Below are 25,750 nucleotides of genomic sequence, written 5' to 3' on the forward strand. Positions count from 1 at the left end.
GGGTGTGATCACCCGCCCTTTTGTTTGCCGGATTAGCTGCCCAGCTTGTTCAGCAGCGCCGTGATCTCGCCTTGCCGGCCACGATCCGCGCTTTCGCGTCCCGGCCGCGGGGCAGCCTGGCGGGCCTTCAGCAGTAGCTGGCGGGCCGCCGCCTTATCGCCCTGGTCGGCCAGAAACTCGGCGTAGAAGTAATTGCTGTCGATGCCATCGGGGTTTGCGGCTAAACCACGCTTGAGCAGATCGGCCGCTTTCTTGTCGTCGCCAAACGCAATCGGCCAGCCCGGTACCTTGTGGTAGAGCACGCCCAATGAGGTGAGGGCCGATCCATTCAGGGTGCTGGCATCCTTGGCGATCACCGCCTCGAACGCCGCCTTGGCTTCCTTGGCATACTTGAGCGCACCCAAGCCCCCCTTGGCGCCGGCATAGCTGGAATTGATGATGCCCTTCCAGGTCAGCAGCGACAGATCCTGCGGCCCCAACGATTCGGTTTCCTTGACCAGCTGCTCCAGCGCCTTTTCCTTGGCATCGCCATTAGCGGCGTAGTTGGCCTCAGCCCAGCGGCTTTGCAGCGTGGGCAGATCGATGGCGAACACCGAACCGGACAACAAACCCAGCATCAGCAGGGTAACGAACTTAGGCATGATCCTTCTCCTTGGCATAACGACGAACAATGGCAAGCTGCTTGCCGATGGCACCATCCACGGCACCAGGCAATAGCTGATTGAGACGAAAGAACAGCTTCTCAGGCCAGCCGATCACGGCTTCACGGTGCCGACAGGCCAGCGTGCGCATCAGTGCATCGGCCACCGTATCGGGCGTATCGACCTGATTGCCGAGCGCACTATTGAGCGCCGCGACGCGGGAGCTGTTGAGCGCGGTATCCACCGCGCGCGGGGCCAGATGGATGAAGCGCGGGCCGTCGCGACCCGATTCGCGCGCCAGCGCCTCGGTAAACACGCGCAAGCCACCTTTGCTGGCGCAATAGCCGGCAAAGCCGGGAAAACCGATGCTGCCGAATACCGAACCCACATTGACCACCGTGCTGTCCGCACCAAGCACCGGCCACAGCGTGCGGATCAAGCGCATCGGCGCGGCCAGATTGAGCGCCAGCATGGCGTCGAGCTGGGCGTCGGTCTGATCGGCCAGCAAACCAAAGTGCTGGGTACCGGCGGCGTTGACCAGCAGCTGCACCGGGTAAGGCTGTGCGCGGATGGCGTCGAGCAGCACGGCGGCGGCTTCGGGATCGCACAGGTCCAGCGGCAGCGCGTGAGCCGGCGATCCAAGCCGGCGCGCCAGGGCGTCCAGCTTGGCGGCATCCCGGGCGACCAGCCACACCACCCAGCCAGCTTCCGCCAGGCGGGTGGCGATGGCCGCACCGATACCCCCGCTGGCACCGGTCACGATGGCGATTTTCATGCCGGCACTCCCACCGCCGCGCTGGCGGTTTCGCGCTCGGTCAGCGAGCGGAACACATTGCCGTAGAGCACATACATGCGCTTGGCCATGTGCAGCACGGCGTCCTGATCGGCCGGGTCATCGAGCTGGTTCATCAGCTTTTCAAAAAAGCCGATGTGCGATTGATCGAGCGCGCCGTGCGAGGTGAGGTAGCTCATCGCGCTGGGCGGCAAACCCAGCGTCTGCTGGATGATCCCAGCCATGGGCGTGGCCAGGTTCACGCTGGTGCCTTCGAGCACCAGCACCATGCCGAAGAAGGCCACCGGGTTGATGCGCGTCACGCTGTCCCAGGCATAGCTCACCATCAGCTCGGTGCTCATATGCGGTTGGCCGTGACGCACAGCCTCGGCGTCGGCGCCGCAGGCGGCGATGTCGTTGAGTATCCATTCGTCGTGGCCTTTTTCCTCGTCGATGTATTCCACCACCGCATCGAACAGCCAGCGCTGATCAGGGCGCAGGCGGCTGCCCACGGCCATCAGCAAGGGCACGGTGTGTTTGACGTGGTGATAGGCCTCGGTCAGGAACGCCACGTAGCGCGCATGCGGCACAACGGCGCGCTGGCAATCGGCAATCGCCGGGGCCGACAGCAGGTAGGCGCGCTCGGCGGCAGTTTCAGCTTGCAGACGCTGGAAAAAACTCATGGTGCAACTCCTTGCAATAGCGGCAAACGGTTAGCCAGGATGCGCTCGCGGCACAGACGGCCATTGGGGGTGATTTCGCCTTGGGCAGGGCTGAAAGGGGTATCGATCAGCAACCAGCCATCGAGCCTTGCATACGCAGGTAACTGGTCATTGGCGCGGGCCAGCGCGATATTCGCGGCCAAAGGTTCGGTGCAGAAAAACAGTGCGTGCAGGCCGCTGGCTTCGTCGCCATACACAAAGGCCTGGCGTACACCGGGGATGGCGGTGAACTCGGCCTCTAGCCATTCGGGCGAGACATTGCGACCCATGCCGGTGACGATGGTGTGCTTCTTGCGGCCAAGTATCGTCAGATAGCCATCGGCATCGAACTCACCCAGATCGCCCGTGGCAATCAACGCCGGTGACGGGCCGTGGCCCAGATAACCAAGCATGGCGTTACCGGCCACCATGACCTCGCCGTCTTCAGCCAGGCTGACCGATACATGCGACAAAGGCTTGCCCACCGAACCCCGGCGTTGCGCACCCGGCCGGTTGAGTGCAACCACCGAACCTGCTTCGGACAAGCCATAGCCTTCAAATACGGGCAAACCAAGCTTCTCTGCTTGCTGCAAGGTTGCCCGCGCGGTCTTGCCGCCGCCCACGGCCAGAAAGCGCCATCGTTTGTTGAGCTGCCCGCTGGCGGTGGCCGCCACCAGCCATTGCAGCGTGCTGGGCAAGAGGATCAGGCTATCAGCGGCCGACTGCTGCAAAGCAGCAATGAACATGGGCACATCAGGCGGGAACGACTGCATGCCCAGGGCTGCCAACGGTGGCAACTCGATGGTCACGCCGCGCAGCAAAGGCAGGTACACGCCAGCCAGGTTTTCCAGCAGTACCGCCAGCGGCATGGTGCACAGATGGCGCGCCACCTTGATGGGGCCGATGGCTTCATCGAGCGCGCGCAAGGTGGCATCGAGCTGGGTGCCCGACAGGCAGACCCCTTTGGGCGTGCCGGTGGTGCCCGAGGTGTAGGTCAGTTTCACCGTACCGGCTGGCAAAGCCGCAGCGGCTGATGAATCGGGCAAGGGCACGGCATACAGATGCACACCCGGTAGCGGCTGGCCGCGTGGGTCCTGGCTGATCAGCCAGCCTGCGCCACTATCGGCCAGCACATGCTGACGCTGCGCCTCGCTGAAAAACGGCGCGACCGGCAAGGCCGCGATACCGGCCTGGGCGAGCGCCAGATCCAGCACCACCCAATCCGGCCCGTTATCGGCCAACCAGGCCACAGGGGCGCGGAGTTTGGCAGCACGGAGCCAATCAGCCAGCAGGCTCACCCGCTGGGCCAGGGCGGCATAGCTCAGACTCTCGCTGCCCGCGGCCAGCGCAACGGTGCCGGGCTGCAGGCGTGCATAGCCCTGCAAGGCATTCAGGACTGCTTGCATGGGCATTCCTCCAGCGCATCTGCATTGGCCGCTGCACCTGCCGGCGGCGTCAGCGCAGCAAGGCCGGCAGCCAGTTCACCCACCATGACCTTGGGATGCAGGGCGTAGTAATCACCCCAGGCTTCCGGATCGGGAACGCAGTCGGCGCGCGCCTCGGCCAGCGTCGTGAGCGGCAGCCCCATGCGCCGGAACGTGGCACGAACCGGCAGGGTCAGCGTGAAGGTGACATAGCGGCACGGCGTGCCGGAGAGGTAACGCATCATGGCCAGGATCAGCGTGTGCGTGTGTCCGCCTACGGCGGCCAGATTGCCCAGCTCCACAATATCGCCGCGCGATACCGGCCGATGCAGATGCTCGGCTACCGCCTGCTCGACCGGGCTGTCTAGGTAGTGCTCAAGGAAGAGCGGCTCGCGCTGGGCAAAGCGGAAACCCGCCGTGGCGAGCAACTCGCCGTTGGCAGTACGCAGGGTGAACTGCTCGGGTAGTAGCTTGGCAACACGGGCGTCGTGCACGGCCTGATAGCGCGATTGCACGAAGGGCAGGATATCCGGCGTGGACGCAGGCTCGACCTGACAGCCGAGTGTGCCCATACGTAGCAAGGCAGGGTTGGTAAGCAAGCGCATGACGCATCTCCTTGGTGGATGCTTGTCATGCTGGGGGCGGAAACTTAACGCTATCTTAAAGCCGGACTCAGCCGCCACCCGGTGGCGGCCTGGCATGCGCGCCGACACGACAGCCGGCCGCGGCCTGCGTATGCTGATGGCTATTCACCCACCTGCGAGCCCGCCATGAAACATTACAAACTCGACCCCAACCAGATCCGCCCGCTCGCCACCGGCCACGGCCATTGCGTGGTCAGCGACATGGTTGCCGTGGAAGGCAAACCGGTAGGCTATATGTACCGCGACGAGCCCGAAGATGCCGAAGACAGCGGCTGGCGCTTCTTTGCCGGCAATGAGTCCGATGCCTATATCGACAACCCCAAACACTTCAGTCTGCTGGACGTGAACGTGGTGGCCAATTTCGACGAAACCATCATTCCGCTGCTGAACTCGCCCGTGGGTGCCGAGTTCGACAAGGAAGAAGGCGGCGATACCTTCTACGACGCCAACGAATAAGTGGCGGGAACCGGCACGGCCGCGACGCGGTCTGTGCCTGCACCTTCCCCGCCTGAAAGCCTGCTCCATGCGCCAACGCCACCACCTGCTTGCCCCCTTGGTCGTCAGCCTGCTCACTCTGCCCGCCGCACAGGCCGATGGCCTGAGCGATCTCAAGGCCGCACTGAGCCGCCTGCAGGGGCAAACGCCCCTCAAGGCAACGGTCGATATCAAGACCTGGCGCAAACAGGGCGATGGCAAGGACAGCGACGAGCAGCAAGGTGCCGTGAACCTGGGCATCGAAGACAACGGCCGCGGCCTGCAGGTAATCTACGGCAAGGAGGTGCTGAGCCGTACCGATGCCGAACAGCAAGCGCGCATCAAGGACAAAAAGGCCAAGACCCCCACACTCACTGCCGTGCGCGAACTCGACTTTGCCGAACTCAAGGCCATGACTTCCGCCGCGGCCAGCCTGGCCCGGCAGATCGACGACGCGATCTTCAAGGGTGAGACTGCCGACACGTACAACGGCAAACCCGCCCGCAAGCTCGCCTTCACCTCATCCATCGACAAGCTGCCCGAGCGCGATCGCAAATACATCAAGGAATTCAACAGCCAGCTTGATGTATGGATTGCTGCCGACGGTACGCCGCTGGCAACGCGCCGCAGCATGAAGTCATCGGGCCGGGCGTTCGTGGTGGTGAGTTTCGAATCGAACAGCGATCTGGAGCGCGTCTACACCGTAGCCGGCGACCGGCTCGTACTGGTGCGCGATGAAGAAAAGGGTAGTTCGTCGGGTGCGGGGGAAAAGCAGGTTTACAAGACGAGTATGAGTTTGCAGGTGCTGTAAGAGGAACGCTTTGAAGCTCCTCTCCCAGAGGGAGAGGGTTCCCAAGCACCCTGCACCTGCCAATCAATCCCCTGCCTTGGCCCCACGCCGCCGCAAGCGCGACGCATCCACCACCTGCACCGCCCGCGCCCGCAGTTGCCCGCATCCGCCATCAATATCCTGCCCGGCCGAGTTGCGCACCTTGGTCAGCACGCCACGGCTATGCAGGTAACGCGTCATGTACACAATGCGCTCACCATCGGGCCGCTGGAATTCATCCGACTCCAGACTGTTGTAAGGGATCAGGTTCAGCACCGCGAACTTGCCCTTGAACAGGCGCAGGATGCCGTCCATTTCTTCCTGTGTGTCGTTGATGCCACGCAACAGCGTCCATTGATACTGGATCGGGTAGCCGGTGCTGCGCGCATAGGCCTCACCCTGTTCCATCAAGTCTTCCGGGTCGATACGCGGTGCGCGTGGCAGCAACTGCTGGCGTAAATCGGCGCGCGTGCTGTGCAGCGACAAAGCCAGCGCCGGTTTCACCAGCTGCTGCGGCAAGCGCTCGAACACGCGCGGATCGCCCACCGTGGAGAACACCAGATTCTTGTGGCCGATATTGCCCTCACGGCCCAGCAGATCAATCGCTTCGAGCACGTTATCGAGGTTATGGGCCGGCTCGCCCATGCCCATGAACACGACTTTCTTCACCGCCCGCAAGCGCCGCGCCAACGCCACCTGCGCCACAATCTCGGCACTGCCTACCTGGCGCAGCAGGCCGCTCTTGCCGGTCTGGCAGAACACGCAGCCCACGGCGCAACCGACCTGGGTCGATACGCACAAGCCATCACGCGGCAGCAACACGCTTTCCACCATCTGCCCATCGGCCAGTTCCACCAGAAGGCGCGACGAGCCATCGGCCGCCGGGTGTTCGGACGCAATGCGTGCCAGCCCCTCGATCTGCGCTGACAGCGCAGGCAAGCCCGTCCGTACGCTCAGCGGCAGGTAATCTTCGGTCGGCCGGTACTTGGTGCCCGTATCCAGCGGCAAACCGCGCAGCCAGGCGCGGCTGACACGGCCGATATGGCAGGGCTTGGCGCCAAGGTCGGCGAGAGATTGATGAAAGTCGGCAATACGCATGGGGTGCGCATGCTATCACTGCACCGCGCCGTGTTGCGCACGCAAAGATGGGCGGACAGGGGCCACACCTGGCCGCAGCGCATGTACTATCTGCCGGCGTGGCCGCAGGGGCGGCGACTTGGCGGGGAGGCGTAGTGTTGGGGTTGAGTGCTGCGTGCGCGTGGTGGGTAAACGGGATGGTGGCAGCGTGACGCTGAACCGCTACCCCATGCCGCAAGCGAAGCGTAGAAGTCGCTATGGCGATCCCTTCGCATGGACCTTGCTCATCAGCCTGATCCTGCATGCGCTCGTGCTGGCAGTCCGCTTTGGCGTACCCGGTAGTGAGTCCGGCGCGGTACAGGCCGTGATCGAACCGTTGCAATTACTGCTGGCACCAGAGCCAGACCCCATCGCCCCCGAAGACAGACCCGCCACCCGTATAGACCCGGAACAAGCTGCCGAGCCGGATGCGGCGCCAGCGGTCATCGCGCCGCCTAGCTCGGTGGAGCTGGTGGTGAGTCTGGTCCAGAAGCCCGCGCCCGAAGCCACCGCGCCCAAGCCCAAAGCCCGCCAGACCGTTGCCCGCAAAGCCACGCGCATGCGCACCGCCACGCCGGTGATGACCACGCATCAGGATGGCCAATGGGCTGTGCAAACCGATGCCGACACCACCGAGCCCGCCCCGATCGAGCTGGCCGACGCCCCCGTAGGCAGCGCCAACGTCGATATCCCGGCCGACCCGGCCACACCGCCCGCCATCCCCGCGGTGACTAGCGAACCGACTACGCAGGACAACACCGCACTGGCCGCAGCCGAAGCAGAGCGCCAGCAAGCCGAAGAACTCGCCCGCGCCGAACAAGCTCGCGTTGCCGCCGCCCTGGCTGCGGCCGAAAAGGAAAAAGCCGAACAGCAGGCCAAGGCCGAAGCCGCTCGCAAGGCCGCACTCGCCGCCGAGCAACAGCGAAAGGAAGAAGCCGCCAGGCTGGCCGCAGAAGCGTCGCGCAAGCAGGCCGAAGACCTTGCCCGCGCCGAAGCGGCCAGACTCGCCATGGCCCAGCAAGCCGCCGCGGAGAAACAACGGGCCGATGAAGCCTCAGCCAAGCAGCGCGTGATCGAAGAACAGGCCCGACAGGCCGAAGCCCGCAAACAAGCAGAAGCCAAGGCCGAACTCACCCGCAAGGCGGCAGAACAGCAAGCCGCGCAGGAACGCCAGCGTGCAGAGGAAGCCGCGCGGCTGGAACAGGCTCGTGTTGCGGAAGCCGCCCGCCAACGCGCCGAACAGCAAGCACGAGCCGATGCAGTCCGCCAGGCGGCCGAACAGGCAATCCAGGAAAAGCTGCGCGCCGACGCCATCAAGGCAGAACAAGCGCGCATCGCCGCCGAAGCCGCCGCGCAACAGCGCGCCCAGGCAGAGCGTGCGCGCGCAGAGGCTGCGCGCCAAGCCGAGCAGCAAGCCGCCGCCGAGAGGCAACGCCAGGAAGAGCTGACCCGCGCAGAACAAGCCCGTGCTGCCGCCGAAGCCCAGAAGCGCGCCGAAGACACTGCCCGTGCCGAGCAGGCGCGCAAGGTCGCGGCTGAGCAGGTGGCGCGCGCCGCGGCCGAATCGGCCGCGCAAAGTGGCAAGGGATCGGGTAGCGGCGTGGCAGGGAGCGGCAGCAACCCCGGCTCGGGTAGCGCATCGGACAAAGGCATCACCGTGCCGCTCGCCCTGCCACCCTCGTTCTCGCTGGCCGAACGCGCCTTGCAACAGCTGCGCGAGCGCGAACCGGTCCGCGATCCCTTTGAGGACAAGCGACCCCGCATGCGCACGGCCGAGCTATCGCGATCCCATATCGCTACCGAGACCGACTTCCGCTTTTACTCGGAGAGCTTCAAGCTCAAGGTCGAGCGCATCGGGGCATTGAACCCGCCGCGCTTCCTCAAGAACGGGTTCCAGATGAGTCTGGTACTCACCGCCGTGATCAATAGTGATGGCTCGCTGGCCGGCGTGTATATCAAGCAGGGCAGCGGCGACAAGCGGCTCGACGATGCAGCCAAACGCATTGTCGTCTCCAGCTCGCCTTTCGCGCCGTTCTCTCCGCGCATGATGGCGCGTTACGATCAGGTCGAGATCACCCGCACCTGGAACTTTGTGGACGGCACCACCACCCTCGCCTACTGAGCCCGGCGTGGCCAATACACAGACACGTCCGGCACGCTCATCATCCCCGGCAGCAAGGCTACATGGGTTGGCGAGCCACCTTGGGATACAAGCTGCTCATCAGCATCAGCGCGGCCGAGCCATAGTGCGTGTGGTACTCGGCCACCATCTCGCCCTGCACGATGACCGGATCCGTGGCGACATGCTTTCTGGCCTCGTCGATCGTATCCACGGCGAGTATGAACAACCCGCGCCAGCCATCCACCCCATCCAGCGGCCCGGCATGCGCCAGTACCCCCTCGGCAGCCAGTCGCTTCATGTTGCTGAAGTGCCCCTTGAACATTTCGTCGCGCGCGGGACCGGCGGGTACCTTGTTGGGGCCGGTCTTGAGAATCACCAGCACATACTTGCGCATGCCCTGTTCGTTGGCGCCCGTTTGTTTGGCCAGTGCCGGGTCATAGCTGGCCGGCGGCACCGCCTCCGCCGCGTGCACGCTGAGGGCGGCACACAGCCAAAACAGGAAGAGTCGGGCAATCAGTTTCATGGTGACGCGCTCCGCAATGATGAGGTTACCTGTAGCTTAGTGCGCACGGCATGAAATGCCGAGCCATCATGCCCCTGGGCATGCACGCCCACTACCGCCGATGGCTGGAATGAAAAACGGCGCCACCAGGGCGCCGTTTCCTTGCAGCCGTCTGCATATCAGGCTTTGTCGAACGCCGCCTGCATCGCCTTGTCGCGCTTGGCCTGCGCCGAGAGCATCAGGCGGTTCGAGATGATGACGAACACCGTCACGATCACGATCACGATGGTGGCCAGCGCGTTCACTTCCGGCGTGGGGCCGATACGCACCGACGAGAAGATCCATTGCGGCATCGTCGTCGAACCGGGGCCCGACAGGAACGCCGTCAGCACATAGTCGTCGAGCGAGATCGTGAAGCTCAGCAACCAGCCCGAGATCAGCGCCTGCGAGATCACCGGGATGGTGATGACGAAGAACACCTTGAACGGATGGCAACCCAGATCCATCGCCGCATCTTCGAGCGAGCGGTTCAGCTCCTTGAGGCGCGACTGCACCAGCACCGCCACATAGGCCATGCACAGCGTGGTGTGACCGATCCAGATCGTGATCATGCCGCGCTCGCCAAACGCCCAGCAGCCAAAGCGTGACAGCAACCCGCTCGGGCCTTCGTCGGCACTGCAACCCATGCTGGTCTGCAGTGCCACGAACAGCAGCAGCATCGACAGACCGACGATCACCTCGGGCATCACCATCGGCGCGGTCACCAGACCGGCAAAGGTCGAGTGGCCACGGAAGCGGCCGAAACGGGCCAGCACGAAGCCGGCAATCGTGCCCAGCACCACGGCCAGTGTGGCCGACATGAACGCGATCTTGAAGCTCAGTGCCGCCGCACTGAGCAGATCGTCGTTATTGAACATGGCGCTGTACCACTTGAGCGAGAAGCCGCCCCAGACGGTAACCAGACGCGATTCATTGAACGAGTAGATGATCAGGCTCAGGATGGGCGCGTACAGGAAGAAAAATCCCAGCGCCATGTAAAGCCGGTTGGAAACAGGCATCTTGCTCATGACTGGCGCTCCTGCTGACGTTGCTCGAAGCGGTGGAACCAGATGATGGGCGCGAGCAGCAGCGCCAGCATCAGTACCGCCACGGCCGAGGCTTGCGGCCAATCGAGGTTGGCACCGAAGTCATCCATCAGCTTGTTGCCGATGAAGACCACGTCACCCCCACCCAGCAGCGCCGGAATCACGTACTCGCCCACCGCCGGGATGAACACCATCATCGAACCCGCCACGATGCCGGCCTTGGAAAGCGGCAAGGTGATCTGGAAGAACGTCGTCCACGGCTTGGCACCCAGGTCAGCGGCGGCTTCAAACAGACGGCCGTCCAGCTTCACCAGATGCGCGTACAGTGGCAGGATCATGAAGGGCAGGTAGTTGTAAACCATGCCCAGCAGCACCGAGCCCGGCGTGTAGAGCATTTCGATCGGCTCATTGATGATGCCCAGACCCATCAACAGGTTGTTGATTACCCCATTGTTCTTGAGGATGCCGATCCAGGCGTAAACACGCAGCAGGAACGAGGTCCAGAACGGGATCATCACCAGCATCAGCAAGGTATTGCGGGTAGCCTCGTTGGCACGGGCGATGTTGTAGGCCAGCGGGTAGCCGATCAGCAGCGCCAGCAGCGTGGTCAGGAAGGCCAGCTTGATGGCGTTCCAGTAAGCAATCAGATACTGGCTTTCAGACTTGGCTTCGGCCCAGGTTTTCTCGTAGAACGCATCGATCTCGCCGAAAACAGTCTCGTACTTGGCCGTACTGAGCACCACGGTGGTTTTGCTTTCTTCCACCGTCACCAGCGGCGTGTAGGGCGGCTGGGCGATATCGGGCTCGGCGAAACTGATCTTGAGCACGAAGAAGAATGGCAGCAGGAAGAAAAACAGCAGCCAGGCATAGGGTATGGCGATCACCCCTGTCCTGCCTGATGGCAGATAACTGAGGAGTCGCTTGATCATGATGTGAGCACCACGCCTTCGTGATCGCACAGTTTCACGAACACCTCGTCACCCCAGGTCGCAGGCTTGTCGGCACCCCAGTGGCTGGATGGCACGTTCACGATCACCACGCGGCCAGAGGCCAGCTTCACGTGGTAAACCGAGTGCGAACCCAGGTAGGCGATGTCGTGCACCTTGCCCACCGACCAGTTGTACTGCATGTCGGGCTGCTTAAGGCACAGGGTCACGTCTTCGGGGCGGATCGAGTACCACACGGTCATGCCCTTGGGGCCGGTGATGCCGTGGTCCACATAGATGCCGCGGCCGAACTCGGCGCTTTCGATCACCACATGGTCGGGCTCGTCGACGACCAGCTTGCCTTCAAAGATGTTCGTGGAGCCGATGAACTCGGCAGCGAAGCGGCTGCTCGGGTATTCGTAGATTTCACGCGGGCCGCCCACTTGCACCAGCTTGCCCTCGCTCATGATGGCGATGCGGCTGGCCATGGTCATGGCCTCTTCCTGATCGTGCGTCACCATGATGCAGGTCACACCCACGGCTTCGATCACGTTCACCAGTTCAAACTGGGTCTGCACACGCAGTTTCTTGTCCAGCGCGCCCAGCGGCTCGTCCAGCAGGAGCAGCTTGGGGCGCTTGGCCAGCGAGCGGGCCAGGGCCACACGCTGCTGCTGGCCGCCGGAGAGTTGATGCGGCTTGCGCTTGGCGTACTTCTTCATCTGCACGAGATCGAGCATCTTGCTCACGCGCTCGGCAATTTCGTCCTTGGGCAGCTTGTCCTGCTTGAGACCGAAGGCGATGTTCTGCTCCACGGTCATGTGCGGGAACAGCGCGTAGGACTGGAACATCATGTTCGTCGGGCGCTGGTACGGGGCCAGATCGGTCACGTCTTCGCCGTCGAGGATGATGCGGCCCTCGGTCGGTGTTTCCATGCCGGCCAGCATGCGCAGGAGCGTGGACTTGCCCGAACCCGAGCTGCCCAGCAGGGCGAAGATTTCATTGCGCGGAATCACGAGGTTGACGTCATCGACCGCGTAAACGTCGCCGAACTTCTTGGTAATACCTTTGATCTGCAGGAACTGCTGCTTGCTGTCGCCGTTCGCGACATCGGTCGGTGTTACCGCCACGATAGAGACTCCATCTGGTTATCCGTCTTCGCCATACCGACCCGCGTCATCGTCGAGTGCAGCCCTTGCGCACTTGAACAACGCGCCAAAGCGGGTTCGGTCTGCGGTGATTCACCGAGCAAAAACTCGGCAAATACCCTGAATTCACGGGCGATTGTCGGCAGTTCCGTGCCGACAATCAACCGCTTTGCTGCATCGCCACAAGCGTAGCGTTGCAGCTTTACGCCATACCCAGATCCTTGGCGGTCAGGCCAATGCAATGTGCTGCCTTGCTGACCAGCTCGTCGATCTCGGGCTTGCTGATCACCAGCGGCGGGCTCAGCAGCATGCGGTCGGCCGTGGCGCGCATGATCAGGTTGTTGCGGAAGCAATGGTCGCGGCAGTGGTTACCCAGACCCCAGACATCATCGGCACGCTTGCGTGTAGCCTTATCCATGGTCAGCTGGATACCGGCCACCAGACCCGCGCCCTGGATTTCGCCCACCAGCGGCGAATCCGCCAGCGCTTCGCGCAGGGTCTTCTGGAAGTACGGACCAGTATCGTTCTTGACCTGCTCGATGATGCCGCCTTCGCGCAGCAGCTTGATATTGGCTACCGCCACTGCCGCCGCGACCGGGTGACCCGAGTAGGTCAAGCCGTGGTTGAAGTCGCCCGCAGCGAGCAGGCCATCAGCCACGCGCTGCTTGATGCCCACGGCACCAATCGGCACATAACCCGAGCTCAAGCCCTTGGCCATGGTGATCAGATCCGGCTCGAAGCCGAGGTACTGGTGGGCAAACCATTCGCCGGTGCGGCCAAAGCCGCCGATCACTTCATCAGCCACCAGCAGGATGTCGTACTTGCGGCAGATGCGCTGGATCTCAGGCCAGTAGGTGCTGGGCGGGAAGATCACGCCGCCAGCGCCCTGGAAGGGCTCGCCAATGAAGGCGCCGACGTTCTCGGCACCCAGTTCCAGAATCTTGGCTTCGAGTTCCTGCGCGCGGGCCAGGCCAAACGCCTCGGGCGTCTGGTCGCCACCTTCGGCATACCAGTAAGGCTGGTTCAGGTGGGCGATGTGCTCGACGCGGCTGGGCATCTGCTCATGCATGTAGCCCATGCCGCCCAAGCTGGCGCCAGCAATGGTCGAACCGTGATAGCCGTTCTTGCGCGAGATGATCCACTTCTTGCCCGCCTTGCCCTGGCCTTCCCAGAACTTGTGGACGATGCGGATCACCGTGTCGTTGCCCTCGGAACCCGAGTTGCAATAGAAGAAGTGGTTGAAACCCTCGGGCGTGACTTCGCTGAGCAGCTGCGAGAGTTCGATCACCGGCGGGTGGGTGGTCTTGAAGAAGGTGTTGTAGTAGGGCAGCTCCAGCATCTGCTTGTACGCCACATCAGCCAGTTCCTTGCGGCCGTAACCGACATTCACGCACCACAGGCCGGCCATGCCGTCGATGATCTTGTTGTTCTCGGTGTCGTACAGGTACACGCCCGACGCCTTGGCGATCACGCGGCTGCCGATCTTGTTGAGGGCGGCCATATCGCTGAACGGGTGGACATGGTGGGCAGCATCCATCTGCTGCCACTGCTGGGTGGTACGCGCCGCGCGCGGGGCCTCGGCGTGGATGGCCGGGCGGGTTTCGAATGGGTTGCTCATGGCATTCTCCAGCGCAGCCGCACCATGGCGGCTGCTGATAGTTCAGGTTCAGATCAACAATGCAAAGGGCGCGCAGCTTACACGTTCAGCAGCAGATGGTTACGTTCCCACGAGCTGATCACGCGGAAGAAGGTGTCGTATTCCTTTTCCTTCACCGCGCAGAAAGCCTTGACGAAATCGGCACCGAACACTTCCGCAATGTCCGCCGAGTCACGCATGGCTTCGATCGCGTCCTCAAGGTGGCGGGGCAGATCGTAGTCCAGGTCATAACCGCTCGTTGCCATTGGTGCCGTGGGCTTGAGGCCCTTGACCATGCCGAGGTAGCCGCAGGCCAGCGTGGCCGCCATGGCCAGGTAAGGGTTCACATCCACACCGGGTACACGGTTCTCGATGCGGCGGGATTCCGGACCCGAATTGGGAATGCGGATGCCCACGGTGCGGTTGTCATAACCCCACTGGAGGTTGATCGGCGCGGCGGTAAAGCGGCTCAGGCGGCGATAGCTGTTCACGAACGGTGCCATGATCGGCATGATTGCCGGCATGTAACGCTGCAGACCCGCGATATAGCTGAGGAACAGGTCGGAGGGGCCGCCATCGGAGTTCGAGAACACGTTCTGGCCATCTTTGCCCACCACGCTCTGGTGAATGTGCATGGCGCTGCCCGGCTCTTCCTGCATGGGCTTGGCCATGAAGGTGGCGTAGATGTTGTGGCGCAGTGCGGTTTCGCGCACCACCCGCTTGAACAGGAATACGCGGTCGGCCAGATCCAGCGCGTCGCCGTGGACGAAGTTGATCTCCATCTGGCCGGCGCCCACTTCATGAATCAGCGTGTCCACATCGAGGCGCATGGCGTCGCTGTACTCGTACACGTCTTCAAAATACGGGTCGAATTCGTTCACCGCGTCGATGCTGTAGCTCATGCGACCGGTTTCGGCGCGGCCAGTGCGGCCAATCGGCGGCTTGAGCGGAATATCCGGGTCGATGTTGCGCTCGACCAGGTAGAACTCCAGCTCAGGCGCGACCACCGGCTTCCAGCCACGGTCTTCATAGAGCTTAAGGATCTTGCGCAGCACGTAGCGCGGCGAGATATCGACGGGGCTGCCGTCGAAATGCACGCAATCGTGGATCACCAGCGCGGTCGGATCGGGCGCCCAGGGCACAAGGCGGGCGGTATTGATATCAGGGACGCAGATCATGTCCGGATCGGTCGGGCCGGTGATGTCGTCATCATCGGGCCAGTCGCCGGTCACGGTCTGGATCAGCACTGCCTTGGGCAGACGCATATTGGCCGAATTGAACTGGCTCTTGGGCAGGATCTTGCCCCGCGCCACACCCGTCATATCAGGGACGACACACTCGACTTCAGTGATGCCGTGTTCGCGGAAAAAGTCGTGGAACTGGGTCATTGCCATGCTGTTTTTTCGCCGTCACGCGGCGAACCTCCGGGTAAGGCCGGTTTCAGTCGTCAGCCGGCGTTCAGCTGACGACGGAAACGGGCCCGGTTTTGCAAGCCGGTGATACGCGCCGGAGCCGCTAGGCCACCGGGCGTATCCACTCAGACACGGCTTGCCTGGTAGCGCCGGCAGTCGTCGCCAAAGGCCTTGAACAGGCTCATCGACAAGGGGTTGCCGGCGTATTGCCACTCGGGATGCCATTGCACCGCGAGCGCAAATGCTTGCGCTTCCTTCACGGAAAACGCTTCAACCAGGCCATCGGGCGCGGTGGCTTCGGCGCGCAGGCCGTCGCCGAGGCGATCAACGCCCTGGTTGTGGATGGAATTGACGGGGTATTCAAGCAGGCCACTGACGCGGCGGATCACGCCGTCCTCAGCAAAATGCACCGGGTGTGCCGGGCCGTACTGCACTTCAATTGGCGCGCTGCTGTCTTCGCGGTGATCCATCTTGCCTGGCGTTTCGTGCACTTTCTGCAGCAGCGTGCCGCCATGCACCACGTTCATTTCCTGAAAGCCGCGGCAGATCGCAAACACCGGGATGCCACGCGCAATCGCCTGCTGCATCAGCGGCATGGCGGTCTTGTCGCGCGCGGTATCCAGCCCCTGCCCTTCCGGCAAGCTGGGACCGTTATAGAGTTGCGGGTCCACCATCGAGACCGAACCGGTGAACAGGAAGCCATCGACCATGTCGAGGATGGCCTCAAAATCCACCCGCTCGCCGAGCGCCGGCACCAGCAGCGCCATGCAGTCTGCACCGCCCATCACGGCGTCGATGTACTTCTCACCCACGCAGTGGAAGGGATGCAGGCCCAGTTGCTTGCGATCGGCCACCAGGGCCACGAGCGGTTTGCGTTTCATGATGCGGTTCTCAATAAACCGGCCCGCAAACGCGGGCCGTGGACTTCAGTTCAGGCTTCAGTTCAACAGGCTGTCTGCCGCTACATATTCATAGCCCAGGTCACGGGCGACGGCAGCATAGGTCACCTTGCCTTCACACACGTTCAAGCCATTACGCAGATGCGCGTCTGCCTTGAGCGCAGCCTTCCAGCCCTTGTTGGCAATGGCGACGGCATGCACCAGCGTGGCATTGGTGAGGGCAATGGTCGACGTACGCGCCACACCGCCCGGCATATTGGCCACGCAGTAATGGGTGATGCCATCGACTACATAGGTGGGTTCCTGATGCGTGGTGGCCTTCGAAGTCTCGAAGCAACCGCCCTGATCAATCGCCACATCCACCAGCACCGAGCCGGGCTTCATCAGCTTGAGTTGGTCGCGCGTCACCAGCTTGGGCGCCGCAGCACCCGGAATCAGCACCGCGCCGATCACGGCATCGGCCACCTTGAGTTCGTTTTCAATCGCATCCTGGGTGGAGTACAGCGTCTTGATGCGACCACCGAAGGCTTCATCGATTTCCTTCAGGCGCGGCAGCGAGCGATCCAGAATCGTCACGTCGGCGCCTAAACCGGCCGCCATACGCGCAGCGTGCGTACCTACCACACCACCGCCAATCACGGTGACATGGCCGGGCGCCACGCCAGGCACACCACCCAGCAGTACGCCCGAACCACCCTGCGACTTTTCCAGCGCGCGCGCGGCAGCCTGGATGGCCATGCGGCCTGCCACCTCGGACATGGGCGCCAGCAGCGGCAAGCCACCGCGTGCATCGGTAACCGTTTCGTAGGCAATTGCAATCGCCCCGCTCTTGACGAGGGCCGCGGTCTGCTCAGGATCGGGAGCGAGATGCAGATAGGTGTAGAGGATCTGGCCGGGGCGCAGCATGGCGCACTCAACCGGCTGGGGTTCCTTGACCTTGATGATCATATCGGCGCGCTTGAAGATCTCTTCGGCGCTGGCAATGATCTGCGCGCCGGCTGACACATATTGCTCATCGGGAAAACCGATGGCCGTACCGGCGTTGGTCTGCACCAGTACTTCGTGACCGTTGCGCTTGAGTTCCTTGACGCCCGCGGGCGTGAGGCCCACGCGGTACTCGTGATTCTTGATTTCCTTGGGTACGCCGATCAGCATGCTTGTCTCCGTATCCTTATATATGGATGTCTGGGCTGCTTTGGGGGACGCTGCACCGCCGTGATGCGTAAAACATTCTCAACGCACCACCGCCTTGCAATGTAAAACATATTAAACACCAGCCTCTTCATTTCACACAAGCCGCTTCGCTTGTGCGCTGCAATAAAAGCAATATCAAGGGGTTTGGGTCGTTTCCGGCGCATCCGGCATGACAAGACTGTATGATTTCGCCATCAGTATGTTTAGAATAATAGACACTCAAGCCTGCCACATTTAGCAAGGACAATGCCATGACGCTGGAAGTCAGCACCCGACTCAAGATCGTGCGAGAAAAGCACGGCCTGTCGCAGCGCGAGCTCGCCAAGCGTGCCGGCGTGACCAACAGCACCATCTCCCTGATCGAGCAGAACCGGGTCAGCCCGTCGATCTCCTCGCTCAAGAAAGTGCTCGACGGTGTACCCATGAGTCTGGCCGAGTTCTTCACGTTTGATATTGAAGAACCCGCCCGTCCGTCGCCTTTCTTCGGTACCGAGCAGATGCCCGATATCGGTGGCGATGGTGTGCGTCTATTGATGATTGGTCATGGCGTGCAGAATCGCCATATCACCATGCTGCGCGAGGTCTACGCGGTCGGCGCCGATACCGGCGCCGACATGCTGAGCCACACAGGCCAGGAAGTGGGCATCGTGGTGCAGGGCGAGATTGAGCTCACCGTGGGCGACCAGGCTCGCGTGCTCAAGCCCGGTGAAGGCTATTACTTTGACTCAAGCGTGCCGCACCGTTTCCGCAATCTGGGCAAGAGCGATGCCGAGCTGGTCAGCGCCAGCCTGGTCAGTCCGAGTTCGGCACCGAGTTTCTGATTCATCCCGATGCCGGCGCAACTCCGCGCCCGCACCAACCTCTGTATCTGATTGAGGGAGCCTCCCCATGAAGCGTTACGACAAGCTGTACATCAATGGCCAATGGGTCACACCCCATGGCAGCGGTTACACCCAGATCATCAACCCGGCCACGGAAGCGGCTTTTGCCGAGGTGGCCAATGCCGATCTCGATGATGTGAACGCCGCCTTCGCGGCCGCGCGCGCCGCCTTCCCGGCTTGGTCGCGCACCACAGCGGCCGAGCGCGCCGAGTGGATTCGCAAGCTGCATGCCGCGCTCGACAAGCGCAAGGACGAGCTCGCACTGGCAATTTCGCAGTCCATGGGCTGCCCGCTGGAGATCGCCAAGATCATTCAGGTGAACTGCGTGAAGGCCTTCGAGAAGTTCGCCGACCGGGCCTTCGAGATGGAGAAGGAAGTCCGCGTCAACAATTCGCTGGTGGTGCGCGAAGCGGCCGGCGTGTGCGCCTTCATCACGCCGTGGAACTACCCGCTGTACCAGCTGATCGGCAAGGTGGCGCCGGCGCTGGCCACAGGCTGCACCATGGTCATCAAGCCCTCGTCAGTCACGCCGCTGCAAGATCTGATCTTTGCGGAAGCGGTGGCCGAAATCGGCCTGCCGGCGGGCGTATTCAACCTGATTACGGGTCGTGGTGGCGTGCTGGGCGATGCGATGGTTACCCACCCTGAAGTGGATGTGGTGTCGTTCACTGGCTCCACCGCTACCGGCAAGCGCATCCAGAAGCTCGCGGCCGACAGCATCAAACGCGTGTGTCTGGAACTGGGCGGCAAGTCGCCGTTCATCATCACTGAAGACGCGCCGCTTGAAAAAGCCGTCACGTTCGGCGTGAAGGACGTGATGATCAACAGCGGCCAGACCTGCATTGCGCTGTCCCGCATGCTGGTGCCTGCCAGCCGCTATGAAGAAGCCGTACAGATCGCCAAGCGCGTGGCCGAAGGCCTCAAGGTGGGCGACCCGATGGACAAGGACACCTACATGGGTCCGATGAGTTCGATGGGCCAGCGCGATACGGTGCTGTCCTACATCCAGAAGGGTCTGGACGAAGGCGCCAAGCTGGTGACGGGTGGCCTGGATTACCCCGCTGGCATCAGCAAGGGCGCCTACGTGAAGCCGACCATCTTCCGTGACGTCAACAACAAGATGGCCATCGCCCAGGAAGAAATCTTCGGGCCGGTGATCTGCATGATTCCGTATTCGGACATCAACGAAGCCATCGCCATTGCCAACGACAGCATCTACGGCCTCTCCAGCGGCGTCTGGGCCGGCACGCAGGAGGCGGCGATTGCGATTGCCCGTCAGCTACGTACGGGTGGCTGCTATGTGAACGGTGGCGACTTCAACTACGACGCACCGCTGGGTGGCTACAAGCAATCGGGCAATGGCCGCGAGTGGGGCGACTTCGGGATTCACGAGTTTTACGAAATCAAATCCATGCAGCTGTAGTCGTGTGCAGCACCCCGCTAAGGCCGGCAATATGCCGGCCTTATTCATTGGAACCCCGTCACCCCGCCCGCCATGAAGAACCTGCAGACCACGCGGCTGCTGATCCGCCGCCTGACCCTTGCCGACGCTGGCTTCATGCTGGCACTGCTGAATACGCCATCGTGGTTACAGTTCATCGGCGACCGCGGCGTGCGCACACTGGCTGATGCAGAGCGCTACATCGCACAAGGGCCGATGGCCCAGTATGCCAGCCTGGGTTTCGGGTTCTGTGCCGTCGAGTCCACCGCAAGCGGCGAGGTCATGGGTATATGCGGATTGACTCAGCGCGATTACCTGGACGCGCCGGATATCGGCTTTGCTTTCCTGGATGATTACTGCGGCAAGGGCTATGGCTACGAGGCCGCCGCCGCGGTGTTAGAACATGCCTGGCGGGAACTGGGCCTGACGCGCATCCTGGCAACAACCCGGCTGGACAACCTGAACTCGCAGAAACTGCTGGTGAAGCTGGGCCTGCGTTTCAACCGTGTCATCCCCCACCCGGATGGCAACCGCGAATTGATGCTGTACACCATCGACAAACCCGCGCACTGAGCCCGCCTGCACCATCGTCGCGCAGCATGACCTGTGCGCACGCACCATCGCAGTGCCACGCTACAAGTGCAGTCTCACACGCAGCATGACAAACCGCTGATTTGTATCGGCATTTACTCTCTGGCACAGCCCTTGCAGTTGCACAGGCAAACCACTGCGGGATCTGCCTCATGCACGCGCTCACCCTCCCCGCCCACGGTCATTACGACGAGATGCTGCTGCAAAGCGGCGCACTCAGGCCGCATTACGCGCCGTTTGCCGCCTGGCTGCACGCGCAGACGCCGGAGGCGCTGGCCAAGAAGCGGGCTGAAGCGGACTTGTTGTTCCACAAGGTGGGCATCACCTTTGCCGTGTATGGCGATGAAGCGGGAGCCGAGCGGCTGATTCCGTTTGATACCGTGCCGCGCATCGTCCCCAGCGATGAATGGCGCATGCTCGAAGCCGGCCTGCGCCAGCGGGTAACGGCGCTGAACCGGTTCCTGAGGGACATCTACCACGATCACGAGATCATCAAAGCCGGGCTGATCCCTGCCGAGCAGGTGTTTGCCAACGCGCAATACCAGCCCGCCATGCAGGGGCTCGATCTGCCGCACGGCATCTACGCGCACATCACCGGCGTGGACCTGATACGCCATAGCGACGGCGGCTACTACGTGCTCGAAGACAATCTGCGTGTGCCCTCGGGCGTGAGCTACATGCTCGAAAACCGCAAGATGATGATGCGGCTCTTCCCCGAGCTGTTCGCGCGCTATCAGGTCGCCCCGGTAGCGCACTACCCGACCTTGCTGCTGAACACGCTGCGCCATGCCAGCGTGGCCGATAACCCCACGGTGGTGGTGCTCACGCCGGGGCCATTCAACTCGGCTTACTTCGAGCACGCCTTCCTGGCCCAACAGATGGGCGTGGAGCTGGTCGAGGGGCAGGATCTGTTCGTCAAGGACAATTACCTCTACATGCGCACCACCGTCGGCCCGCAGCGCGTAGATGTGATCTACCGCCGCATCGACGATGCCTTCCTCGACCCGCTGGCCTTCCGCGCCGATTCGATGCTGGGCGTGCCGGGGCTGCTGTCGGTCTACAAGGCGGGCAATGTGATTCTGGCCAATGCCATCGGTACCGGCGTGGCCGATGACAAGTCGATCTATCCCTATGTGCCCGACATGATCCGCTTCTACCTGGACGAGGAGCCCATCCTCCATAACGTGCCCACCTGGCAATGCCGCAAGCCCGAAGACCTTGATCATGTGCTGACCCATATGGCCGAGCTGGTAGTCAAGGAAGTCCACGGTGCGGGGGGCTACGGCATGCTGGTCGGGCCGTCGGCCACAGCGGCCGAGGTGGAGGCCTTCCGCGAGCGGGTGCGCGCCAATCCCGGCAACTACATCGCCCAACCCACGCTCTGTCTGTCGAGCTGCCCGACCTTTGTGGAGAGCGGCATCGCACCCCGGCATATCGATTTGCGCCCGTTTGTGCTCAGTGGCCGCGAGATCAGCATGGTGGCCGGCGGCCTGACACGGGTCGCGCTCAAGGCCGGATCGCTGGTGGTCAACTCATCGCAGGGCGGCGGCACCAAGGACACCTGGATACTGGAAGGTGCAGCATGAACACCCATGTGGATATCGAGATAGTCTCCGCCGCCAGCGGCCCGCTGCTGGTGCCCGAGCTGGCTGCCCTGCTGATTGATGTCGTGGAACACGACGCCAGCATCGGCTTTCTGGCGCCGCTGGGCATGGATGCAGCACGCCGCTACTGGCAGGGCGTGGTCGAAGAGTTGACGCACGGCAATCTGCGCATGTGGGTCGCGCGCGTCAACGGGCTGGTGGTGGGCACAGTGCAGCTTGATCCCTGCCCACGCGCCAATGGCCGCAACCGTGCCGAGGTCTGCAAGCTGATGGTGCATAGCGGCTCGCGCGGACAAGGCATTGCCAGCCTGCTGATGGCGGCACTCGAAGGCTGCGCGCGCAAGCTCGATCGCGGCCTGCTGTATCTGGATACCGAAGCCGGCTCACCGGCCGAGAAGCTGTATCAGTCGCTAGGTTACACGCGCGTGGGCACTGTCCCCGACTATGCCGCCAAGCCCGATGGCACGCTGATCGCCACGGCTTACTACTACAAGCAGCTGATCGATCGCAGCCTCAGCCCCATGCCGGGAGGAACCGTCTGATGCTGTCTCGCACCGCCTCGCAGCTCTACTGGATGAGCCGCTATCTGGAGCGCGCCGAGAACCTCGTGCGCATGCTCGATGTCACCCACTCGCTCTCGCTCCTGCCGCAATCGCGCGGCGCTGCTACCGAACTGGCCGCGCCGCTAGCCGTTACCGGCAGCCTCGATGCCTATCATCTCAAGCACGACAAACTGGCGGCCGACACCCTGTTCAACTTCATGGCGCTGGATCTGGACAACTCGGCCTCGGTGCTCAGCTGCCTCAAGTACGCGCGCGAGAACGCCCATGCGGTGCGCGGCCAGATCACGGCCGAGATGTGGGAAGCCATCAACAGTACCTGGCTCGAAGCGCGCGAGTTGCCGCGCCGCGGCATTCCCAGTGTGTCGAGCTTTTTTGACTGGGTGAAGGAGCGCTCGCATCTGTTTCGTGGCGCCACCTATGGCACCTTGCAACGCAACGATGCCTACTGCTTCATCCGTCTTGGCACCTTTATCGAACGGGCCGACAACACCGCGCGGCTGCTTGATGTGAAGTCGCAACTTATCTCCCCGGCACGCGACACCCTGATGCCGGTAGACGCCCCGGCCGAAAGCGCACCGGACTTCTATGCCTGGAGCGCGCTGCTGCGCTCATTGTCAGCGTTCGAGGCCTACCACGCCGTGTACCGCGACGCACTCGATGGCCGCCGTGTCACCGAACTCCTGATCCTGCGGGCCGATGTGCCCCGCAGCCTGCGCGCCTGCTGCGACGAGATCAACGCCATCCTGCCGCAGATCCAGTCGGTACACGGCGCCCGTGATGCCGGCCGCCATGTGAAGCAGCTCGCCGGCAAATTGGCGATCCAGATCGAATATGGCTCGGTGGACGAAATCTTCGATCTGGGTCTGCACGACTGGCTCACCGGCTTTCTGGAGCGCTCGGCACGCATCGGCGGCGCCATCCAGCAAGCCTATCTGGAGGCCGCATGACCGTACCCGTTTCAATCCGTCCTGCCAGCACCGACGATGCGGCGCAGATCACCGCGATCTACAACCCTTACGTGCTCGAAACCACCATCAGTTTCGAGGAGCAACCCGTCAGTGCCTCGGAGATGGTGTCGCGCATCCTGGCCGTGCAGGCGGAAGGCCTGCCCTGGCTGGTCGCCGAACAGGGTGGGCAGATCGTGGGCTATGCCTATGCCACACCCTGGCGGGGCCGGACGGCCTATCGCCACTCCGTTGAGACCACGGTCTACCTGACCCGTACGGTGTGTGGTCAGGGCGTAGGCAGGCGTCTGTACGAACAATTGCTAGCCACCCTGAGCGCGGGTGGCAAGCGCGCCGTCATCGGCGGAATCGCCCTGCCCAATGCGGCAAGCATCGCGCTCCATGAAGGGCTCGGCTTCAAGCCGGTGGCACGCTTTGAACAGGTGGGCTACAAGGCCGGTCGCTGGGTCGATGTGGGCTACTGGCAACTGTTGCTTGATGCCGCCTGAGCGAACCCGACCCATGCGCCTCGCCATCGAACACGACACCCATTACCGCTACGACAGCCCGGTGCGCCGCAGCATCCAGTACTTGCGGCTGACACCGCTGAGTTCAGCCCGCCAGCAGGTCTTGCAATGGCAACTGACCCTGCCCGCCAACGCCAGCGCCGGCATGGATGCCTACGGCAACACGCTCCATGTGCTCACGCTCGACCGCCCTCACAGCGAGATCCGCCTGCACGCCAGCGGCGTGGTAGAGACGCGCGACGGTGCCGCCCTGGCTGAGCCTGATAGCAGGCTGCCACCCGCCGTCTTCCTGCGCGACTCAGTCCTCACCCAGGCCGACGCCGCCCTCAGCGACTTCGCCCTGCCCTATGCCGGCAAACTCATCCGCTCGCGCCGCGAAGGCTTGCTGACCCTGATGGCGGCACTGGCAGCGCGCATGCCTTACACCCCGGGCAGCACCGACGCCGCCACACCGGCCAGCGCAGCGTTTGCCCGCGCCAGTGGCGTGTGCCAGGACCATGCCCAGGTTTTTGCTGCCTGCGCACGCAAGCTCGGTGTGCCGGCGCGTTATGTGAGCGGCTATCTGGCAGCGGATGCCGAGCATGTCGCGAGCCACGCCTGGACAGAAGTCTGGCTGGATGAGGGCTGGATCGGCATCGATGTCAGCAACCAGTGTCTGGCAGAGGCGCGTCACGTCAAACTGGCCATCGGGCTGGACTATCTGGATGCCTGCCCGGTGCGCGGCATGCGCGTCGGCGGCGGTAACGAGGCCATGCTGGCCGTGGCGCGCGTGGCCGCCAGCGAACAATGAACCCAGCCTTGCATACCGGCAAACCTGGCTTGCCGTACGCGCTCCCCGGCCTCGCCATGGACAGGCTACACTGCCGCATCCCTGTTTACGCGGCCGTCCTGCCATGACTTACTGCGTTGCCATGCGGCTCGATGCCGGCCTGATGTTTGCCTCGGATACCCGCACCAATGCGGGCGTGGATCACATTGCCAGTCACGGCAAAATGCATATTTTCGAGGTGCCGGGCCAACGCCTGATCGTGCTGCTGAGCGCCGGCAACCTGGCCACGACCCAGAGTGTGGTGAGCCTGCTGCGTCAGCGGCTAGGCAGGGATGCCGTCAACCTGCATAACGTTGCCACCCTTTACGACGCCGCCCAGCTGGTCGGCAGCACACTCAAGGAAGTCGTGGCGCGCGATGCCAGCGAGCAACAATCGCAAGGCGTGGATTTTGGTGCCAACTTCATTGTGGGCGGACAGATCCAGGGCGAGGCACCGCGGCTGTTCCATGTCTACCCGCAAGGCAACTTCATCGAAGCCTCGGGCGATACGCCTTACCTGCAGATCGGCGAATCCAAGTACGGCAAACCCATCATCGACCGCGTGATCCGCCCCGATACCCCGCTGGCAGAGGCCGCCAAATGCACGCTGATCTCCTTTGATTCGACAATACGCAGCAACCTGTCGGTCGGCCTGCCCATCGACATGCTGATCTACAACGCCGGCAGCTTTGCCCCAGCCAAGCCCCATCGCGTGGACGGTGACGACCCCTATTTCAACAAGTTGCGCAAAGGTTGGAGTGAAGGCCTGCGCCGCGTTTTCGCCAGACTCCCCGATGCAGACTGGTTTGATTGAGCGCTCCGCGCGCTGGGGCGCATCGCCAGGCAGGACGGCGCATCAGTACACTTTC

General features: G+C 62.9%; 26 protein-coding genes. 12 read left to right on the plus strand and 14 right to left on the minus strand.

All coding sequences use genetic code 11. The annotated features are described in order from the left end of the window. Positions 1-32: 32 nt before the first annotated feature. The 5 genes from O9X62_RS00730 to O9X62_RS00750 are packed head-to-tail and all read right to left on the minus strand — an operon-like array spanning position 33 to position 4,143. Positions 33-641, minus strand: a complete 609-nt coding sequence (locus O9X62_RS00730) for a tetratricopeptide repeat protein (protein ID WP_269530859.1) — start codon at positions 639-641, stop codon at positions 33-35. Continuing rightward, a complete protein-coding gene (locus O9X62_RS00735; RefSeq protein ID WP_269530860.1) occupies positions 634-1,416 on the minus strand; it encodes an SDR family oxidoreductase in 783 nt (260 codons plus the stop codon). The genes O9X62_RS00730 and O9X62_RS00735 overlap by 8 nt, the downstream gene beginning before the upstream one ends. Continuing rightward, positions 1,413-2,096 (minus strand): TenA family transcriptional regulator, encoded by a 684-nt coding sequence (locus O9X62_RS00740; protein ID WP_269530861.1) that lies wholly within the window; start codon positions 2,094-2,096, stop codon positions 1,413-1,415. Before O9X62_RS00740 ends, O9X62_RS00735 begins: the two co-directional genes overlap by 4 nt. Continuing rightward, a complete protein-coding gene (locus O9X62_RS00745) occupies positions 2,093-3,520 on the minus strand; it encodes an AMP-binding protein (RefSeq protein ID WP_269530862.1) in 1,428 nt (475 codons plus the stop codon). The genes O9X62_RS00740 and O9X62_RS00745 overlap by 4 nt, the downstream gene beginning before the upstream one ends. Continuing rightward, complete coding sequence (locus O9X62_RS00750; RefSeq protein ID WP_269530863.1) at positions 3,505-4,143, minus strand: thermostable hemolysin; 639 nt, start codon at positions 4,141-4,143, stop codon at positions 3,505-3,507. The genes O9X62_RS00745 and O9X62_RS00750 overlap by 16 nt, the downstream gene beginning before the upstream one ends. Positions 4,144-4,308: 165 nt before the next feature. On the opposite strand from O9X62_RS00750, the gene O9X62_RS00755 reads away from it, so the two are divergent. After that, on the plus strand, positions 4,309-4,638 hold the full coding sequence (locus O9X62_RS00755; protein WP_269530864.1) for a DUF2185 domain-containing protein: 330 nt from the start codon (positions 4,309-4,311) through the stop codon (positions 4,636-4,638). Between the two features lie 67 nt (positions 4,639-4,705). After that, positions 4,706-5,467, plus strand: a complete 762-nt coding sequence (locus O9X62_RS00760; protein WP_269530865.1) for a hypothetical protein — start codon at positions 4,706-4,708, stop codon at positions 5,465-5,467. A gap of 63 nt (positions 5,468-5,530) precedes the next feature. Here O9X62_RS00760 and O9X62_RS00765 read toward each other — a convergent pair whose 3' ends face one another. Further along, positions 5,531-6,583: an RNA methyltransferase gene (locus O9X62_RS00765; RefSeq protein WP_269530866.1), complete on the minus strand. Its 1,053-nt coding sequence runs from the start codon at positions 6,581-6,583 to the stop codon at positions 5,531-5,533. 154 nt (positions 6,584-6,737) lie between these two features. Between O9X62_RS00765 and O9X62_RS00770 the strand changes: the two genes are divergently transcribed. Next, entirely contained in the window at positions 6,738-8,723 is a 1,986-nt protein-coding gene (locus O9X62_RS00770) for a TonB family protein (protein WP_269530867.1), read from the plus strand. Positions 8,724-8,781: 58 nt separating this feature from the next. Here the strand turns inward: O9X62_RS00770 and O9X62_RS00775 are convergent, their stop codons facing one another. The 8 genes from O9X62_RS00775 to ald form a co-directional block, all read right to left on the minus strand. Next, entirely contained in the window at positions 8,782-9,246 is a 465-nt protein-coding gene (locus tag O9X62_RS00775; protein ID WP_269530868.1) for a YciI family protein, read from the minus strand. Between the two features lie 158 nt (positions 9,247-9,404). Further along, positions 9,405-10,292 (minus strand): ABC transporter permease subunit, encoded by an 888-nt coding sequence (locus tag O9X62_RS00780; protein WP_269530869.1) that lies wholly within the window; start codon positions 10,290-10,292, stop codon positions 9,405-9,407. Further along, positions 10,289-11,242 carry an ABC transporter permease subunit gene (locus tag O9X62_RS00785; protein WP_308446429.1) on the minus strand — a complete coding sequence of 318 codons (954 nt, stop codon included), beginning with the start codon at positions 11,240-11,242 and terminating at the stop codon, positions 10,289-10,291. The genes O9X62_RS00780 and O9X62_RS00785 overlap by 4 nt, the downstream gene beginning before the upstream one ends. Further along, positions 11,236-12,363, minus strand: a complete 1,128-nt coding sequence (locus O9X62_RS00790) for a polyamine ABC transporter ATP-binding protein (RefSeq protein ID WP_308446401.1) — start codon at positions 12,361-12,363, stop codon at positions 11,236-11,238. The genes O9X62_RS00785 and O9X62_RS00790 overlap by 7 nt, the downstream gene beginning before the upstream one ends. 220 nt (positions 12,364-12,583) lie before the next feature. After that, entirely contained in the window at positions 12,584-13,999 is a 1,416-nt protein-coding gene (locus tag O9X62_RS00795) for an aspartate aminotransferase family protein (protein WP_269530871.1), read from the minus strand. Positions 14,000-14,076: 77 nt separating this feature from the next. Then, positions 14,077-15,405, minus strand: coding sequence for a glutamine synthetase family protein (locus O9X62_RS00800; RefSeq protein WP_269531829.1), 1,329 nt, complete (start codon positions 15,403-15,405; stop codon positions 14,077-14,079). A gap of 149 nt (positions 15,406-15,554) precedes the next feature. Then, positions 15,555-16,310 (minus strand): gamma-glutamyl-gamma-aminobutyrate hydrolase family protein, encoded by a 756-nt coding sequence (locus O9X62_RS00805; protein WP_269530872.1) that lies wholly within the window; start codon positions 16,308-16,310, stop codon positions 15,555-15,557. A 57-nt stretch (positions 16,311-16,367) separates the two neighbouring features. Beyond that, complete coding sequence (gene ald / locus O9X62_RS00810; protein WP_269530873.1) at positions 16,368-17,483, minus strand: alanine dehydrogenase; 1,116 nt, start codon at positions 17,481-17,483, stop codon at positions 16,368-16,370. 296 nt (positions 17,484-17,779) lie between these two features. Here ald and O9X62_RS00815 point away from each other — a divergent pair, with 296 nt between their 5' ends. The 9 genes from O9X62_RS00815 to O9X62_RS00855 all read left to right on the plus strand — a co-directional run bounded on the left by O9X62_RS00815 (position 17,780) and on the right by O9X62_RS00855 (position 25,695). Next, positions 17,780-18,343, plus strand: a complete 564-nt coding sequence (locus tag O9X62_RS00815; RefSeq protein ID WP_374708382.1) for a cupin domain-containing protein — start codon at positions 17,780-17,782, stop codon at positions 18,341-18,343. A 67-nt stretch (positions 18,344-18,410) separates the two neighbouring features. Beyond that, a complete protein-coding gene (locus tag O9X62_RS00820; RefSeq protein ID WP_269530875.1) occupies positions 18,411-19,826 on the plus strand; it encodes an aldehyde dehydrogenase family protein in 1,416 nt (471 codons plus the stop codon). A gap of 72 nt (positions 19,827-19,898) precedes the next feature. Next, positions 19,899-20,417 carry a GNAT family N-acetyltransferase gene (locus O9X62_RS00825; RefSeq protein WP_269530876.1) on the plus strand — a complete coding sequence of 173 codons (519 nt, stop codon included), beginning with the start codon at positions 19,899-19,901 and terminating at the stop codon, positions 20,415-20,417. A 170-nt stretch (positions 20,418-20,587) separates the two neighbouring features. After that, a complete protein-coding gene (locus O9X62_RS00830; protein ID WP_269530877.1) occupies positions 20,588-22,021 on the plus strand; it encodes a circularly permuted type 2 ATP-grasp protein in 1,434 nt (477 codons plus the stop codon). Further along, positions 22,018-22,581, plus strand: a complete 564-nt coding sequence (locus tag O9X62_RS00835) for a GNAT family N-acetyltransferase (protein ID WP_269530878.1) — start codon at positions 22,018-22,020, stop codon at positions 22,579-22,581. Before O9X62_RS00830 ends, O9X62_RS00835 begins: the two co-directional genes overlap by 4 nt. Beyond that, the gene (locus O9X62_RS00840; RefSeq protein ID WP_269530879.1) at positions 22,581-23,549 is read left to right on the plus strand and encodes an alpha-E domain-containing protein; all 969 of its coding nucleotides are present in this window, start codon (positions 22,581-22,583) and stop codon (positions 23,547-23,549) included. The genes O9X62_RS00835 and O9X62_RS00840 overlap by 1 nt, the downstream gene beginning before the upstream one ends. Beyond that, entirely contained in the window at positions 23,546-24,055 is a 510-nt protein-coding gene (locus O9X62_RS00845; protein WP_269530880.1) for an arsinothricin resistance N-acetyltransferase ArsN1 family B, read from the plus strand. The genes O9X62_RS00840 and O9X62_RS00845 overlap by 4 nt, the downstream gene beginning before the upstream one ends. A gap of 13 nt (positions 24,056-24,068) precedes the next feature. Continuing rightward, complete coding sequence (locus tag O9X62_RS00850) at positions 24,069-24,863, plus strand: transglutaminase family protein (RefSeq protein WP_269530881.1); 795 nt, start codon at positions 24,069-24,071, stop codon at positions 24,861-24,863. Between the two features lie 103 nt (positions 24,864-24,966). Continuing rightward, positions 24,967-25,695, plus strand: coding sequence for a proteasome-type protease (locus O9X62_RS00855; protein ID WP_269530882.1), 729 nt, complete (start codon positions 24,967-24,969; stop codon positions 25,693-25,695). Positions 25,696-25,750: the final 55 nt, after the last annotated feature.

Source organism: Chitinimonas sp. BJYL2 (assembly GCF_027257935.1).
Classification (GTDB): domain Bacteria; phylum Pseudomonadota; class Gammaproteobacteria; order Burkholderiales; family Chitinimonadaceae; genus Chitinimonas.